This is a genomic window from Nocardiopsis alkaliphila YIM 80379, assembly GCF_000341005.1.
GTDB classification, from domain to species: Bacteria; Actinomycetota; Actinomycetes; order Streptosporangiales; family Streptosporangiaceae; genus Nocardiopsis; species Nocardiopsis alkaliphila.
The window spans coordinates 1-15,744 of the sequence record NZ_ANBD01000068.1; the positions used below are offsets into that span (position 1 = coordinate 1).

Genomic DNA, 15,744 nt, shown 5'->3' on the forward strand with positions numbered 1-15,744 from the left:
CCGAGACGGAGACCCCGGTGCGCAGACCACTGCGGTGCAACAGGTAGAGCAAGTCCTCGGTGGCGATGTTGCCGGTCGCGGCGGGCGCGAAGGGGCAGCCCCCGAAACCACCCAGGCTGGAATCCAACACCCGCACCCCCGCCTCCACCGAGGCCAACGCGTTGGCGTAACCCGTGTTGCGGGTGTTGTGGAAGTGACAGCGCAGCGTCCGCCCAGGCGCGGCCTCCTCGGTCAGCCTCAGCAGCTCACGGACCTGGAAGGGCACCCCGACCCCGATGGTGTCGGCCAACGCGATCTCCACCGCACCGGTGTCGGCGACCCGCCGCACCACCTCGGCGACCCGTTCGGGGGCCACCTCACCATCGAAGGGGCAGCCGAAGGCGGTCGAGATCGTGACGCTGAGCGGCACTCCCGTGCCTTCCAAGGCCTTGTCCATGTCGACCAGGGAATCCAGCATCTCCTCGACCGTGCATCCCTGGTTGCGGACACAGAAGCCGTCGGTGGCCGGAACCGCCACGTTCACCTCGGACACACCGGCCTCCAAGGCGCGGTCCAGGCCCCGCCTGTTGAGCGCCAACCCGATGAAGGACACCCCGGGTTCGCGCCGGACGCCCGCCATGACCTCCTCGGCCCCGGCCATCTGCGGCACCCGCTTGGGGTTGACGAAGCTGACCGCCTCGATGCGCCGTACCCCGGTAGCGACCGCCCGGTCGATCAGTTCGATCCGATCCTCGACCGACAGCACGGTGGACTCGTTCTGAAGACCATCGCGCGGCCCCACCTCCACGATCTCCACGTGCTCGCCGCCCTCGGGCCCATGGTCGTTCGCGGTCATCGAATCCACCCTCTTTCACGCCCCGTCGCGCTGACGCGCCCAGGCTAGTGGAGGGTCGGAGTGGGGTCCTTCAGCGGGTCGGGCCAGTCCCCTCCTCCACGGGAGGAGGGGAAGGTCCTGGCCTGAAACCCTTGATGGTCTCGACTCGACTCCGGGAAGCCCACGGCTTCACCCACTTCGTGCCGCCCGCCGTCAGCGCAAGGCCAGGGCCGGGCGGATCTCCCAGGTCGTCCAGACCGGGCGGTAACCCATGCGATGCCAGAAGGGCCCCGACAAGGGGTTCATCGCCGCGTAGTTGAGCACGGACACCCCCACCCCATGGCTGTCCAGTGCTTGATGGGCCTGACTGACCAGGGCGGTACCGATCCCATGACCACGCTCGGCGCCGGTCACCACTCCGTAGCCGATGTGCGCGATCGGACGCGCTCGGACCAGGGACCTGGCCCAGCGGGAACGCTCGGGCGGGGAGACCCACAGCAGACCGACCGCACGGCCACGGCGTTCGGCCAACCAGATCCACGAACGCGAACGATTCAGGGCCCGAGCCGCCACCTTACGGGTCTGTTCGGCGGTGTCGGGTTGCAGGAACACTCCACCGAAATGCTGTTCGTAACGGTGTTCCTCCATCAACAGGCCCACTACCTGGGTCAGGTCGCTGATGTCGGCCAGCCGGATCGCCACGTCACGCGGAGGCAGTGAGGGCGGCACCCCTCGACGGCGTTGACGAGCCGCGAGCACCGTGTAGGGCTGTAGACCATGGCGTTGCAGCGGGATGATCCCCGCCACGTCCCGGGCGGGCCAGCTGACCAGGGCCGCCGACTCCGATCCGGTACCGGTCGGCAGATCCTCCAGCTGATCGCGCCAACTGGTGAGCAGCGAGTCCAGGGCACGGGCCGGATCGGGGCCGCCCACGATGGGGGTGAGCCAGTGCTGGTCGGGCACGCCCCATATGCGGCCGACCTCGCCCGGCTGGTACCAGGTGTAGTGCATGCTGCCGGCGGCGACGGGACGGCCGTCCTCATCGCTGACGGTCAAAAGCGGGTAGGAATCGGGGGAGAAACCCACGGGTTCGGGCAACAGGGGGTCCGACTCGGCCCAACGTTGGGCGGCCGAACGCACCAACGGGTCGAGTCCGATGTCGCCCCCGGGCGACTCATCATGTCGCACCCGTGCGACATAACCGCTCATCCACCCCTCCCCTAGCGGGTCCTTGTCAAGCGAACACCCTCGGTCCCACCTCGCGTGGGCCGGACCGCGAGGTGCCATCGCGTCGCCTTCCCACGGTCGTCGTGTCCATACCGTGGAAGGACGTACCTGTGCGATGGGGGACCAGAACGACCGTACCGCCTCATCGTGGTACAGGTAGACGGAAATCAAGAATCACGCCGATGCTCCGGCTCCTCCCGATTCCGTTCCCTCATACCCCGCGCGAGTGCGGATGAACGGGCACTACGGTAACGGATCGAAGATCACTCTCAGGTGGCGGGGCGGTGAATCCGACGGCACGAAGTCGTCTCCATCGCCAGGGCCGCACCCTGAGGAGGGAACGGCCGACGCCCGAGAGGTGGTTCAGCCCTGAGCCTGGCCACCTTCGTGGACACTGGTGTTGCGCCCCTGGTTGATCACCTCGGGGTCGCCTCCCGCGAAGGAGATCTCGTTGTCCACTCCCGCCAGGATGATCTTCTCGGCGCTGCCCACCTCGACCACCGACCCGCGTCCGGTCGCGCGTACCAGCCCACAGTCGCCGTCCAGGACCACCGTGGCGCGGTCCGCGGACACCACGACCTCTCGGTTCGCGCAGTCGATGCGAACGTCGGTCTCGTCGTCGATCACCAAGATCACCTCGTCGGTGAGAAGGTTGCCCTCGGGCTCGGTCGAGTCCTGCGCCGCGCCTTGACCCTGGCCTTGTTCTGGGGGCAGGTCGATGCCTCCGGAGGCCTCCCGGCCCATTCCACAGCCGATCAGCAGGGAGCCGAGCAACACCACACCGCCCATGGCCTTCAGCACCCGAGCACCCATGGAACTCCCCCAACGGAAAACGGCAATCACGACATAGCCCCTTGGCCGAACCCCAAGACTATGTCACGCGAAGGTAACCATGCGACCCAAGCGTTTTGCGATCGTTCCCCTTCCGAGACCCACAGGGGAGGTGAAAGCCACCGAGGAGACGCGGAAGCCGCGCCCTCGGCGGCGATCGGTCACTGCACTCCGGCCGCGTCCATACCCCGAAGTTCGCGTTTCAACTCACCGATCTCATCACGCAGCCTGGCCGCCAACTCGAACTGCAAGTCCATGGCCGCCTGATGCATCTGCTCGCTCAACTGCTCGATGAGTGCCGCCAGCTCGGCCCGAGGCATGTTCTTCACGTCCGCACGCTCGCCCAGAGCCGGTACCGGAGCCTTGCTCCTGCCCCCCTGGCGGTACCCGGTCGACATCAACTCCTCGGTGTCCACGTCCTCACGGTTGAGGGTGTCGAGGATGTCCGCGATCTGCTTGCGCAACGGTGTCGGATCGATCCCATGCTCGGCGTTGTAGGCCAACTGCTTGTCCCGACGCCGGTTGGTCTCCTCGATCGCCGCCCGCATGGAATCGGTCACGTGGTCGGCGTACATGTGTACCTGACCGGCCACGTTACGCGCCGCACGACCGATCGTCTGGATGAGCGAGGTCTCCGAACGCAGGAAACCCTCCTTGTCCGCGTCCAGAATCGCCACCAGCGACACCTCCGGCAGGTCCAACCCCTCACGCAACAGGTTGATACCGACCAACACGTCGAACTCGCCCACGCGCAGCTCACGCAGCAACTCCACCCGCCGCAGCGTGTCCACCTCGCTGTGCAGGTAGCGGACCCGGATACCGAGCTCCGCGAAGTAGTCGGTCAGGTCCTCCGCCATCTTCTTGGTCAACGTGGTCACCAGCACCCGCTCGGAGCGCTCGGCCCGTTCCCGGATCTGGTGCACCAGGTCGTCGATCTGGCCCTCGGTCTGTTTGACCAGCACCTCCGGGTCCACCAGACCCGTCGGGCGGATCACCTGTTCCACCACGTCACCACCGCTTTGGCGCAGTTCGTAGCGGCCCGGCGTCGCCGACAGGTACACCGACTGCCCGATTCGCTCGGTGAACTCCTCCCACTTCAAAGGGCGGTTGTCCAACGCCGACGGCAATCGGAATCCATGGTCCACCAGGGTGCGCTTGCGTGCCGCGTCACCCTCGTACATCGCACCGATCTGCGGCACCGTCACGTGCGACTCGTCCAGCACCAGCAGGAAGTCCTCGGGGAAGTAGTCCAGCAGCGTGTTGGGGGCGCTACCGGGTTCACGGTCGTCGAAATGACGCGAATAGTTCTCGATCCCCGAACAGCTCCCCAACTGGCGCATCATCTCCAGGTCGTGGGTGGTGCGCATCCGCAGCCGTTGAGCCTCCAACAGCTTGTTCTGCCCCTCCAGCTCGGCCAGCCGCTCACCCAATTCGGCCTCGATCGAGCGAATGGCCCGTTCGGTACGTTCCTCACCGGCCACGTAGTGCGAGGCCGGGAAGATGAACATCTCCTGGCTCTCCCCCAGCACCTCACCGGTCAACGGGTGCAACGTCATCAACCGCTCGATCTCATCACCGAACATCTCGATGCGGATCGCCAACTCCTCGTAGACCGGGATGATCTCGATGGTGTCCCCGCGCACCCGGAACGTGCCACGGGTGAAGGCGGTGTCGTTGCGCGAGTACTGCATTTCCACCAGACGGCGCAGCAACGCGTCCCGCTCGACTTCCATGCCGACCTCCAGCCGCGCCATCCGGTCCACGTACTCCTGTGGGGTCCCCAGACCGTAGATGCACGACACCGAGGCCACCACGATCGTGTCCCGGCGTGTGAGCAGCGAGTTGGTCGCCGAGTGCCGAAGTCGCTCCACCTCGTCGTTGATCGACGAGTCCTTCTCGATGTAGGTATCGCTCTGCGGAACGTAGGCCTCGGGCTGGTAGTAGTCGTAGTACGACACGAAGTACTCGACCGCGTTGTTCGGCATCATCTGCCGCAACTCGTTGGCGAACTGCGCGGCCAGGGTCTTGTTCGGCTGCATCACCAGGGTGGGTCGTTGCAGCTGCTCCACCGTCCACGCCACCGTCGCGGTCTTACCCGTACCGGTCGCACCCAGCAGCACCGTGTGCGGATCCCCCCCTCGGACCCGCCTGCTGATCTCCTCGATCGCCTTCGGCTGGTCTCCGGCGGGGGTCATCTCCGAGACGACCTCGAACGGAGCCTCACTGCGCTTGATGTCGCTGACCGGTCTCACTGCTACCCCATCTCCCCTCGAAGCCACGGACCGCCCGTCCGCACCCTCTCCCCAACGCTACAGACCGTCTACGACATCCCTGGCCGAACCGACCCTCCCATCCCGGCACCCGCACCGCCGGGGCCAGGGAAGGCCTCCTCGCCGAACCTTTGTCGGATGCACTCGTTATCTTCGTCCCATCGCCCGCACCCGCTTCCCCGGCCTCCGGGCACTGATGACACCAAGGACCCCATGGACACCTACGGCCTCACCTTTCCCGAAGACCTTCCCCCACTGGAGACTCTGTGGGCGCGCGCCGCCCTGGTCACCGTCCTGAGACCCGAGCTGCAACAGCAAGAAGACGGCCGAATCCACTACGACGACGGTGGCGGCAACGAATGGTGGCTGCTCCGTGTCGAAGGCGGGCGCGCTCTCCTCATCGGTCAGGACCACGAAGCCGACAGCGTCTTCGCGCACGAGGAGGGCGACCGGTTCGAGGACGGACCCGACTGGCTGCCCTGGGACTGGATGCTCGACCTGGAGGCCGAGGAGAACATCGGCTTCGCCTACTGGTGGGACGGGCACCGCTGGGCGCACACCCCCTACCCGGAGGACGTGAGCACGGACGGAGTGGGCCTGCTCCTTTCCCACCTGTTCGACGTGGACGATCCGACCACGTGGCTCGACGAGGAGGACCCCGAGCCCGCCCTGGCCCGATTCCTCTCCGAGGCACTGCACGCGGCCCGATCCCGCGAACTGACCAAGGAACGGCTCGCCCCCCCTGGTGCCCCTCCTCCCCCGCCTGGAGGACCCCGCCACGGCGATGACCACCGCATCCGCCTTGGGGCTGACTCCCGGCAGTAGCCCCACCCTCCACCCCAGCGGTCACCGCAGACCCCTGCGCCCGGACATGATCGGAGGCTTCGGGAACGAGCGGGACCTACGTCTGGGGGACACCCTGCGCCGTACCGAGGAAATCCCGGGCCGCCCCACACCCGAGGACGGCCCCGAACTGGCCCGCCTGGTGGACTGGGCCCGGCGTGAGCGGTCGGGACCCGACGGGCGCGCGATCCTGGTCCACGACGCCGTCACCGCCGACTGGCCCTCCGTCCCCCCAGGCCGAGAGCTTTCCGAGGAGCAGGCACTCTGGCGATCCCTGGTCGAGGCCGAGTCCCACCCCGAGCACGGTGGCTGGCTCTACGCTCGGCTGGAGGTCACCGAAGACGGCCACACGCTCCAGCGCGCCTACGACCACTGGCCACGCTGGTGGAGTGAGCACGCCGAACGCGTCGGTGCCACCGGGCTCCTGCATTACGGCCTGGTGAGGTGGCTCCTCCAACGCGACCCACGCTGGCAACCCGCCTGGCTGTCCCAATGGCACTACGTGGACCCGCCCTTGACAGCGCCCGAGGGCTGGGACCAGCCCCATGGCCCAGAACCCGGATTCCCCTGGCGACCGCTGACGCCGACCGAACACGACGCCCTTCTCGGGGAACTACGTGCGAGGATGGTCGACAGCGTCGAGGGTGAGTGGACGTCCCTGAGCCTGGAGGTACGGTGCCTGGTCGGGACCGCCGGAGCCGTGTTCCACGCGGTACGCCCCCAGGGAGGGCGCGAACGCCTCACCGTCCCGGCCGGGATCACGCTCCCCGTGAATCGACTGCGCTCAGGCATGTACGAGCGCGGCACCGGCACCTGGTACCGCGCCATCTTCACCCTGCACCGTGACGGAGACGTGGAGACCGAATACGACCACGACACCGAACCCGACTTCGGCCGCCGTATCGCCGACCTCGAATACCAACTGGACTTTCGGTACTTCCCACGCGAAGTCGCCCACCTCCCGGCGTGGATGCTCCACAGGATCGACCCGGACGCCTCGCACCACCCAGGGTGAGCGATCCCTATCGGGCGTGCTCCACGAGTTCGTTCCACAGCTCCTGGACCCGGCGCGCCAGGTCCTGCCGGGTCCCGGAGTTGTCCACCACGAAGTCGGCCGCGGCCAACCGGGTCTCCCGGTCGGCCTGGGCGGCGATCCGGGCGCGCACCTGTTCACGAGGCATGCCCCGATCACGGGAGACCCGTTCCACCCGTACCTCGTCGGGGGTGTCGACCACGACCACCACGTCGTAGAGCGACTCCAGCCCGTTCTCGACCAGCAAAGGAACGTCGTAGACCACGATCTCGGCGTTGGAGGCCAGAGCCTCCTCCATCAGCCGACCGCTGCGTTCGCCCACCTTCGGGTGGATGATGGCGTTGAGACGAGCCAGCCGGGACTCGTCGGCGAACACCAACTCGCCCAGTCGGGGCCGGTCCAGCCGTCCCTCGGGGGTGAGCACCTGCTCACCGAACTCGGCCACGACCTCGGCCAACCCGGGTGTTCCCGGCTCGACCACTTCCCGGGCGATGGCGTCCGCGTCGATGACCACCGCTCCATACGAGGCCAAAGCGGCCGAGACCGCGCTCTTACCCGAACCGATCCCACCGGTGAGTCCCACTTTCAGCATGGGCAAAACCCTAGAGGTCCTACGGGCACGACGTCACATCGGCCCTGTGGGCACCTGGTCCAACTCCTTGCGCATGTGCACCATCACCAGATGCTCGGCGACACGCTCCCGATGCGTCTCGGCGTATCCGAGCCTGCGGTAGAGCCGCTGGTTGTCGGGGCTCTGCGCACCCGTGAACAAGGTCAACGCCGCCAACTCGGGACGGCGTTCACGCAACTCGTCCTCGACCCGAGACAGCAGGGCCCTGGCGATGCCGCGACCACGCATGTCCGGGGCCACCACCAGGCGACCGACCACCCCGGTGGTCTCGGTGACTCCGGCACGCACCGACCCGACCACCCGATGTCCGACCACCGCTTTGAGTACGAGGGCGTCATCGTCGACGAGCAGCCTCTCGATCCGGGACAGGCCCTCGGTGAGCGCCAGGATGAACGGATCCCCATAGGCCTGGGCCTCGTCGACGTAGGCGGCGCGTTGGAGGGTGAAGATCTCCCCCGCGTCCTCGGGGATGGCCGGGTGGATTTCGAACACGTCGCCTCCTTGAACGGGTTCCCACTCCAGGAACACATCAAGCACCCTGGTGAGTGCTTCGGTGTTGCTTTTCTCCTCCGCGGAATCTCGCCGTCCGCGGCACGTGCCGGCCCGCCCGCACGGCGAGGGGCCGCCTCCACCCATGGTGGAGACGGCCCCTCGAAGCATCACTCGGGCCGGAGCCCGGCGAAGAGGCCTAGGCCTCGCCGCCCGCGAGCTTCTCGCGCAGGGCGGCCAAGGCCTCGTCCGAGGCCAGGGCGCCGCTACCGGCGGAGTCGGAACCGGTCGAACCGGAACCCTGACCGCTCTCGGTGTACTCCTCGGTCTCCTCCGGAGCAGGAGCGTTGGCGGCGTCGGCCTCGGCCGCACGCGCCTCCTCGACCTGCTTGCGGTGAGCCTCGAAGCGGGCCTGCGCCTCGGCGTAGCTGCGCTCCCACTCGTCCCGCTGAGCCTCGAAGCCTTCGAGCCATTCGCCGGACTCGGGGTCGAAGCCCTCGGGGTACTTGTAGTTGCCCTGCTCGTCGTAGTCCGCGGCCATGCCGTACAGGGTGGGGTCGAAGTCCACCTGGTCGGGCGAGACGGCCTCGTTGGCCTGCTTCAGCGACAGGCTGATACGGCGACGCTCGAGGTCGATGTCGATGATCTTGACGAAGATCTCGGTGCCGACCTGGACGACCTGCTCGGGCACCTCCACGTGGCGCTCGGCCAGCTCGGAGATGTGGACCAGACCCTCGATGCCCTCTTCGACGCGCACGAACGCACCGAAGGGGACCAGCTTGGTGACCTTGCCGGGAACGACCTGGCCGATCTGGTGGGTCCGGGCGAACTGCTGCCACGGGTCTTCCTGGGTCGCCTTGAGCGACAGGGAGACGCGCTCGCGCTCCATGTCCACGTCGAGAACCTCGACGGTGACCTCCTGGCCGACCTCGACGACCTCGCTCGGGTGGTCGATGTGCTTCCAGGAGAGCTCGGAGACGTGCACCAGGCCGTCGACGCCGCCCAGGTCCACGAAGGCACCGAAGTTGACGATCGAGGAGACGACGCCCTTGCGGATCTGACCCTTCTGCAGGGTGTTGAGGAACGTCTGGCGAACCTCGGACTGGGTCTGCTCGAGCCAGGCGCGGCGGGACAGGACCACGTTGTTGCGGTTCTTGTCCAGCTCGATGATCTTGGCCTCGAGCTCACGGCCCACGTAGGGCTGCAGGTCGCGAACACGCCGCATCTCGACCAGGGAAGCGGGCAGGAAGCCGCGCAGGCCGATGTCGAGGATGAGACCACCCTTGACGACCTCGATGACGGTGCCGGTGACGACGCCGTCCTCTTCCTTGATCTTCTCGATCGTGCCCCAGGCCCGCTCGTACTGAGCACGCTTCTTGGACAGGATCAGACGGCCTTCCTTGTCCTCCTTCTGGAGGACGAGGGCTTCGACCTGGTCGCCGACGGCAACCACTTCACCGGGGTCGACGTCGTGCTTGATCGACAGTTCCCGAGAGGGGATGACACCCTCGGTCTTGTAGCCGATGTCGAGCAAGACCTCGTCTCGATCGACCTTCACGATGGTGCCCTCGACGATGTCACCGTCGTTGAAGTACTTGATGGTCTCGTCGATCGCTGCGAGGAAGGCTTCCTCGGACCCGATGTCGTCGACCGCTACCTGGGGTGTCGAGGTGGCCTCGGTGCTGCTCGTCATTTGTGGGTGGACTCCGGATACGGACAGGTTCAGAAAATGGGCACGCTGGGGGTTCGGGCTTTCGATCCGTCGTCCAGAAGCAAGAGGCAGGGTCACATGTACGGGACGAGCCGTCCGTGACCGCGACTTACCGGGTCCAGAGTGGTGACCGAGGCGGTGCAACCCTTCGCCTCCACCGGAGACGACAGACGCCCGCACGAACCCACAACGCTGAGCCCAGAGTATGAGACATGGGCGTCCTGGTCAATCGGAACCCAGGGCTGCCAACCCGACGAAGGGCATAACGGCCGCAATTTACCCGAGTGTGGCGCTGAAGATCAACTGGGCTCCACCGCACGTCCCCCGGGGTACCAACGGGCGGCTCAGGCGGTCCGACGCCTTCACCGCTCGTTCAAAGGAACGCGGGGTCCGTTCAGTCCACCGGGGGGCGCGAACGTGAACGCTTGATCTCACCACGGCGTCGTTTGGCCTCGACCCGCCGCCGCTGGGCCCTCTTGCTCGGCTTGCGCGAACGCCGCTCCGGCGGTGGGGGCGCGATCGCCTCGGCCAAGAGCCGGGCCAGCCTCTCCCGGGCCTCCAAGCGGTTGCGCGTCTGCGACCGGTGGGACTGAACCGACACCGTCAGCACCCCGCCCACCAGTCGCCCTCGCAACCGTTCCACCGCACGGGCCCTGTGGGTGGCCCCCAGCGCACGGCAGGCCACCACGTCCAGTGAGAGCGAGACCCGAGTGTCGGAGGTATCGACGTGCCGGCCTCCCGGTCCCGAGGACCGGGAGAACCTCCACCTCAACTCATCGGCGGGAACGGTCACCGGCCCCGCGACCAGAGCCTTCGTGGTCTCGTCCCGCCCCACCACCGTTCCCACTCCCTCACACGTCGGTCCTAATGCGCGGCGTCATGCCAGTTCGCTCCGCTGCCGACCGAAACGCCCAACGGAACACGCAGATCATAGGCCGAACCCATCTCGTGGGTCACGAGCTTTTCCACCGCCTCACGCTCTCCCGGGGCGACCTCCAACACGAGTTCGTCGTGGACCTGCAACAGCACGCGAGAGTCATGCCCGCCCTCGGTGAGCGCTGCGTCCACTTGGAGCATCGCCACCTTGATGATGTCGGCGGCCGACCCCTGGATGGGCGCGTTGAGCGCCATCCGCTCGGCCATCTCCCGACGCTGACGGTTGTCGCTGGTCAAGTCCGGCAGGTAGCGTCGCCGGCCCAGGATCGTCTCGGTGTAACCGACCTTGCGAGCCCGCTCCACCACCTCGTTGAGGTAGTCGCGCACCCCGCCGAAGTTCGCGAAGTAGTCCTCCATCAGCTTCTTGGCCTCGTCCGGAGTGATGTCCAACTGCTGGGAGAGTCCGTAGGCGCTCAACCCGTAGGCCAACCCGTAACTCATCGCCTTGATCCGCGAACGCGCCTCACCGTCGACCTCGGTCACGGGGATGTCGAACACCTGCGCCGCCATCTGCGCGTGGAAGTCGTAGCCACTGTTGAACGCGTCGATCAGCGCCTGTTCCCCGGACAGGTGCGCCATGATCCGCAGTTCGATCTGGCTGTAGTCGGCCGTCAACAACTCGTCGAAGCCCGAACCGACCACGAACGCCCGCCGGATCCGCCGCCCCACCTCGGTACGCACCGGAATGTTCTGCAGGTTGGGCTCGGTGGAACTGAGCCGCCCCGTGGCCGCCACCGTCTGGTTGAACGTGGTGTGGATGCGCTCATCGTCGGCGATCGTCTTGATCAGACCCTCGACCGTGGTCCGCAACTTGGTCTGGTCCCGGTGGTGCAACAGCACACCCGGCAACTCGTTGTCGGTCTGGGTGGCGAGCCAGGCCAACGCATCGGCGTCGGTGGTGTACCCGGTCTTGATCTTCTTGGTTCGAGGTAGCCCCAGGTCCTCGAAGAGCACCTGCTGCAATTGTTTGGGCGAGCCCAGGTTGAACTCACGTCCCACGATCTCGTGCGCCCTGGCCACCGCGGCGCGCCCGGCCGCGGCGAACTCCTCCCGCAGCTCCTCCAGGTAGGGCCGATCCGCGGCGATCCCGGACCGCTCCATCCGGGCCAACACGTCCACCAGTGGCAATTCCACCTCACGCACCAGGTGGGCGCCCCCGCGCTTGTCCAACTCGGCGGCGAGCACCACCGCCAGGTCCCGGGTCGCGGCGGCGCGCAACGCCAACCCGCGTCCGCGGCCTCCGCCCGCACCCTCCTCCCCCAGGTCCAAGGCGAGCTGGTCGCCATCGGTGGCTTCCTCCAGCTCCCGGCCCAGGTACTTGCGGCACAGGTCCGCCAGATCGAACCGGCGCTGTCCGGGCTGGGCCAGATAGGCGGCCAAGGCGGTGTCACTGATCACACCGTCCAGTTCCCAGCCGTGCGCGCCCAGGGCCAGCAGGGCGCCCTTGTACTCGTGCACCACCTTGGGGCGTTCGGCGTCGGACAAGAAGTCCGTCAACGCCTCGGTGTCGGACGCGTCCACCCGGGTGGGGTCCACGTACAGCGAAGCACCACCGGCCACGGTCACGGCCAGCGCGTCCACTCGGCCGGTCCCCCGGCCCCAACCCCCCTCCACCGCCAGCCCGGCCGGAGCCTCCAGGGTGATGGTGTCGGCGGCGGCGTGCTCGGTCAGCCAGGCCGCCACCTCACCGGTGCCCGCGACGGTCACCTCCACCTCGAACCCCTCACCCGCGGCATCGCCGCCGGTATCGGTGCTCTGGGCGGTGCGCACCACCGCGTACAGGCGCTCACGCAGGTTGGAGGCGAACTCCAGGTTGTCGAAGAGGGCGTCCACCCCCGCGCGGTCGGTCTCGCCCAACCCCAAGGCGCCTACGTCCACGTCCAAGGGCACATCGGTGACCAGCTTGTTGAGACGTTGGTTGCGCAGCACGTCGGCCAGATGGTCCCGGAAGTTCTGGCCGGCCTTGCCGGTGACCTCGTCAGCGCGCTCCACCAGCGACTCCAGGGATCCGAACTTGGTGATCCACTTGGCCGCGGTCTTGGGACCCACCCCGGGCACGCCCGGAAGGTTGTCGGCCTTCTCCCCCACCAGGGCGACCAGGTCGCGGTAACGCTCGGGTGAAACCCCGTACTTGTCCTCGACCGCCTCGGGGTCCATCCGGCGTAGATCGGACAGGCTCTTACCCGGGTAGAGCACCGTACAGTTCTCGTTCACCAGCTGGAAGGCGTCACGGTCTCCGGAAGCGATCAGCACCTCCATGCCCGCCTCACAGCCCTGGTGGGCCAAGGTGGCGATGACGTCATCGGCCTCGAAACCGGGAGCGGACAGGTTGGTCACCCCGATCAGCCGCATCAGGTCCTGGGTCAACGGCACTTGGGAGGGGAACTCCGGCGGGATCTCCGAACGCCCCCCTTTGTACCCTTCGTATTCCTCGTCCCGGAAGGTGGGACCGGACAGGTCCCAGGCCACCGCGACGTGTGTGGGTTCCTCCTCCCGCAACAACTTCACCAGCATCGAGGCGAACCCGTACACGGCGTTGGTCGATTGCCCGGTACTCGTGCCGAAGTTCTCCACCGGCAACGCGAAGAACGCGCGGAAGGCCATCGAGTGGCCGTCCAGGAGGAGCAGGCGGGCTCGCCCACCATCGGACGGGGCGGTCTGTTCGGGGGTCTCTCGCTTGGTCACCACAGGAGGAATCTTAGGATGCCCTGCGGACACTCCGCGGCCATCACCGCGGGAACACCGCCCGCACCCGGCCGGTTCGACCGGGTACGAGGCCACCTGAGCGGATCGGAAGGCACCCCACCATGAGCACAGACGCGCAACGACTCCAGGAACTGGTGGACTCAGGCGCTCTCAGCGAAGGTCTGGGCAAGACCATGGGCATCGAGATCACCGAGGTCTCCACCGAACGCGTCGTGGGCCGCATGCCGGTCGAGGGAAACCGCCAGCCCTTCGGCCTCCTCCACGGTGGTGCCTCCTGTGTCCTGGCCGAATCCCTCGGCTCCATCGGCTCCACCCTGCACGCTCAAGCCTTCGGGCGTATCGCCGTGGGCATCGAGATCAACGCCACCCACCACCGTTCCGCCACCGAGGGCCACGTCACCGGAGTCGCCACCCCCGTCCATTTGGGGCGCACCCTGGCCACCTGGGACATCACCATCACCGATGACGCCGGCAAGAAGGTGTGCACTTCCCGCCTGACCTGCATGTTGCGCGACGCCCCCAAGGGCTGAGCCACCACACGAGCCCCACTTGACAAGCCTGACTTCATGGGCTCGTACAGCCGAGCTACCGAAGCTCCGAACCGGCCGTCGACCCCTTCCACCAGCACACCAAGAGGTTCGACGGTCGGGCTTCGGCCTGCCCTCACCCCATGACACATTGCACAGGAGCGCCAAATATCAGTCCTATTCGTCCAAACACCAGGCCCCACCGGCCCCACCTTGACCACAGGTTCATAACGGCATGAAAGCGAGTCGGACGCAACGTCCCCCTCGCACTTCCCGTCGGCGAACTTCCATGATTAAGCTCCCCTAACGCTCCTGATTAAGTCATGCCACACATCGCGGACTTGCAGGACGCATCTGCACCATCGGCACGCTGCGGCACGCAAGACGTGCACCGCCGCTTGAACGGAGTGACCACGATCATGGCAAGCAAGAAGGTCCTAGGACTCACTGCCGCGACCGCGGCCCTTGTGCTGGGGCTCACCGCGTGTGGCAACGGCGACGGTGGCGACGGCGGAGGCGACTCAGCGGGCGAAGAGTTCACCTACGGCATCATCTATCCGCAGACCGGCGCCCTCGCCTTCCTCGGCCCGCCCCAGATCGCGGCGGCCGAATACGCGATCTCCGAGATCAACGACGCCGGCGGCATCTTGGGCACCGAAGTCCCCGCCATCGTCGAAGGTGACGAGGCCGGCGACGGCGCCCAGGCCAACGAGGCCGCCAACAGCCTCGTCAACAGCGACGTCAACGCCGTCATCGGCGCCGCGGCCTCGGGCATGACCCAGGCGATCTACGACACCATCACCGGTTCCGAGATCGTCCAGTGCTCCGGTTCCAACACCGCACCCGACCTCACCGACATCGACGACGGCGGATACTTCTTCCGCACCGCGCCCAGCGACCTGATGTCCGGCCCGGTCATGGCCCGCCAGATCGTCGAGAAGAACCAGCTCAGCGTCGCCATCGTCGCCCGCGCCGACGACTACGGCAACGGCTACATGCAGGCCGTCCAAGACGAGCTGGAGGCCTTGGGCGCCGAAGTCGTCCTCACCGAGACCTACGACCCCGACGCCACCAACTTCGACAGCGTCGTCAACGCCGTCTCCGGGGAGGAGCCCGAGGCCGTCGCCCTCATCTCCTTCGAAGAGGGCGCCCAGGTCATCGCCGAGCTCCTCGAGAGCGGCGTCGAAGGCGACCAGCTCTACATCACCGACGGCCTCAACAGCCCCGAACTGGGCAGCACCGTCAACGAGGACGACCCGAGCATCGTCGACGGCATCACCGGGGTCGCCCCCGGCGCGGACAACCCCGAGTTCAACGAAGGACTCCGCGAGTTCGAGCCGGACCTGGACGCCTTCCAGTTCTCCCCGCAGGTCTTCGACTGCGTGACCGCGATCGCCCTGGCCGCCGAATCCGCCGAGTCGGTCGACCCGAGCGTCTACGTCGAGCACCTGCCCGAGATCAGCCGCCCCGAGGGCACCGAGTGCTCCTCCTTCGAAGAGTGCCGTGACCTGCTCGCCGACGGTGAGGACATCGACTTCCAGGGCACCAGCGGCAACATCGACTTCGACGACAACGGCGACCCCACCGCCGCCACCTTCGAGATCTTCGGTTTCGACGGTGAGACCCACGGGGTCACCGCCTACGAGGAGTACTCCGCCGACGAGTAACACCATAGGACGACACATCCTCAGGTAGCGGTGTCTTCACACACGCATCCACCGGGGGT

General features: G+C 67.0%; 13 protein-coding genes. 4 read left to right on the top strand and 9 right to left on the bottom strand.

The window, feature by feature from the left end; genetic code table 11:
- The 4 genes from D472_RS0110500 to uvrB all read right to left on the bottom strand — a co-directional run.
- On the bottom strand, positions 1-835 hold an 835-nt coding region (locus D472_RS0110500; RefSeq protein ID WP_017604441.1), incomplete at its 3' end, for a hydroxymethylglutaryl-CoA lyase.
- A 192-nt stretch (positions 836-1,027) separates the two neighbouring features.
- Positions 1,028-2,023, bottom strand: coding sequence for a GNAT family N-acetyltransferase (locus tag D472_RS0110505; RefSeq protein ID WP_017604442.1), 996 nt, complete (start codon positions 2,021-2,023; stop codon positions 1,028-1,030).
- A gap of 381 nt (positions 2,024-2,404) precedes the next feature.
- Positions 2,405-2,854: a DUF3060 domain-containing protein gene (locus tag D472_RS0110510; protein WP_026117558.1), complete on the bottom strand. Its 450-nt coding sequence runs from the start codon at positions 2,852-2,854 to the stop codon at positions 2,405-2,407.
- A 179-nt stretch (positions 2,855-3,033) separates the two neighbouring features.
- Positions 3,034-5,124, bottom strand: coding sequence for an excinuclease ABC subunit UvrB (gene uvrB / locus D472_RS0110515; protein ID WP_017604444.1), 2,091 nt, complete (start codon positions 5,122-5,124; stop codon positions 3,034-3,036).
- Positions 5,125-5,355: 231 nt separating this feature from the next.
- Between uvrB and D472_RS27985 the strand changes: the two genes are divergently transcribed.
- Both D472_RS27985 and D472_RS0110525 read left to right on the top strand, forming a co-directional pair.
- Positions 5,356-5,967, top strand: a complete 612-nt coding sequence (locus D472_RS27985; protein WP_017604445.1) for a hypothetical protein — start codon at positions 5,356-5,358, stop codon at positions 5,965-5,967.
- Entirely contained in the window at positions 5,927-7,000 is a 1,074-nt protein-coding gene (locus D472_RS0110525; RefSeq protein ID WP_017604446.1) for a hypothetical protein, read from the top strand. The genes D472_RS27985 and D472_RS0110525 overlap by 41 nt, the downstream gene beginning before the upstream one ends.
- 7 nt (positions 7,001-7,007) lie before the next feature.
- On the opposite strand, the gene coaE is transcribed toward D472_RS0110525, so the two are convergent.
- The 5 genes from coaE to polA form a co-directional block, all read right to left on the bottom strand.
- Positions 7,008-7,610: a dephospho-CoA kinase gene (gene coaE / locus D472_RS0110530; protein WP_017604447.1), complete on the bottom strand. Its 603-nt coding sequence runs from the start codon at positions 7,608-7,610 to the stop codon at positions 7,008-7,010.
- Positions 7,611-7,643: 33 nt separating this feature from the next.
- Complete coding sequence (locus D472_RS0110535) at positions 7,644-8,141, bottom strand: GNAT family N-acetyltransferase (protein ID WP_026117559.1); 498 nt, start codon at positions 8,139-8,141, stop codon at positions 7,644-7,646.
- A 196-nt stretch (positions 8,142-8,337) separates the two neighbouring features.
- The gene (gene rpsA, locus D472_RS0110540; RefSeq protein ID WP_017604449.1) at positions 8,338-9,831 is read right to left on the bottom strand and encodes a 30S ribosomal protein S1; all 1,494 of its coding nucleotides are present in this window, start codon (positions 9,829-9,831) and stop codon (positions 8,338-8,340) included.
- Between the two features lie 412 nt (positions 9,832-10,243).
- Positions 10,244-10,687, bottom strand: a complete 444-nt coding sequence (gene arfB, locus D472_RS0110545) for an alternative ribosome rescue aminoacyl-tRNA hydrolase ArfB (protein WP_017604450.1) — start codon at positions 10,685-10,687, stop codon at positions 10,244-10,246.
- A 26-nt stretch (positions 10,688-10,713) separates the two neighbouring features.
- Positions 10,714-13,473, bottom strand: a complete 2,760-nt coding sequence (gene polA / locus D472_RS0110550; RefSeq protein WP_017604451.1) for a DNA polymerase I — start codon at positions 13,471-13,473, stop codon at positions 10,714-10,716.
- Between the two features lie 119 nt (positions 13,474-13,592).
- On the opposite strand from polA, the gene D472_RS0110555 reads away from it, so the two are divergent.
- Positions 13,593-14,021: a PaaI family thioesterase gene (locus D472_RS0110555; protein WP_017604452.1), complete on the top strand. Its 429-nt coding sequence runs from the start codon at positions 13,593-13,595 to the stop codon at positions 14,019-14,021.
- 416 nt (positions 14,022-14,437) lie between these two features.
- Complete coding sequence (locus D472_RS0110560; RefSeq protein ID WP_033303578.1) at positions 14,438-15,685, top strand: ABC transporter substrate-binding protein; 1,248 nt, start codon at positions 14,438-14,440, stop codon at positions 15,683-15,685.
- Positions 15,686-15,744: the final 59 nt, after the last annotated feature.

What these genes read in the sequence shown, in the direction of transcription:
- D472_RS0110505 (WP_017604442.1), bottom strand. Translation starts at nt 2,023, where the DNA reads ATGAGCGGTTATGTCGCACGGGTGCGACATGATGAGTCGCCCGGGGGC.
- D472_RS0110510 (WP_026117558.1), bottom strand. Translation starts at nt 2,854, where the DNA reads ATGGGTGCTCGGGTGCTGAAGGCCATGGGCGGTGTGGTGTTGCTCGGC.
- D472_RS27985 (WP_017604445.1), top strand. Translation starts at nt 5,356, where the DNA reads ATGGACACCTACGGCCTCACCTTTCCCGAAGACCTTCCCCCACTGGAG.
- D472_RS0110525 (WP_017604446.1), top strand. Translation starts at nt 5,927, where the DNA reads ATGACCACCGCATCCGCCTTGGGGCTGACTCCCGGCAGTAGCCCCACC.
- coaE (WP_017604447.1), bottom strand. Translation starts at nt 7,610, where the DNA reads ATGCTGAAAGTGGGACTCACCGGTGGGATCGGTTCGGGTAAGAGCGCG.
- rpsA (WP_017604449.1), bottom strand. Translation starts at nt 9,831, where the DNA reads ATGACGAGCAGCACCGAGGCCACCTCGACACCCCAGGTAGCGGTCGAC.
- D472_RS0110555 (WP_017604452.1), top strand. Translation starts at nt 13,593, where the DNA reads ATGAGCACAGACGCGCAACGACTCCAGGAACTGGTGGACTCAGGCGCT.
- D472_RS0110560 (WP_033303578.1), top strand. Translation starts at nt 14,438, where the DNA reads ATGGCAAGCAAGAAGGTCCTAGGACTCACTGCCGCGACCGCGGCCCTT.